Here is a 265-nt window from a genome sequence, read left to right as displayed (position 1 = left end):
CATGCTGTTGATCGTCGAACGAGCGGAGATCAGGCGATGGTGATTCCGGGCCTGAAACTGGCTACTACCGCATTTATTTCTGCATTGATTCTGGTGATCTGCTACGACGGCATCCGCCTGGCATCCGAGCAACGATTCAATGATGCCTTGGCCACAGGTGACGCAGACCGGGTCACTGACCAATCCGGCGTCCACCGACAGTTCGCGAAAGCCTATGCTCTCCAGCGACAACGCGACTTCAGGGCAACGGTGGCAGCCTATGCCG

Annotated in this window: 1 protein-coding gene; it reads left to right on the top strand. The window is 57.4% G+C overall.

Annotation, left to right across the window (positions count from 1 at the left end):
• Positions 1–265, top strand: a 265-nt coding sequence (locus PZC42_RS21625) for a hypothetical protein (RefSeq protein ID WP_277214240.1), incomplete at both ends; no start/stop codon positions are given.

Origin of the sequence: Isoptericola croceus (assembly GCF_029382255.1) — a bacterium.
GTDB lineage: Bacteria > Actinomycetota > Actinomycetes > Actinomycetales > Cellulomonadaceae > Isoptericola > Isoptericola croceus.
Note: the sequence above shows the minus strand (reverse complement) of the source record. Positions and strands in the feature narration are given on the sequence as shown.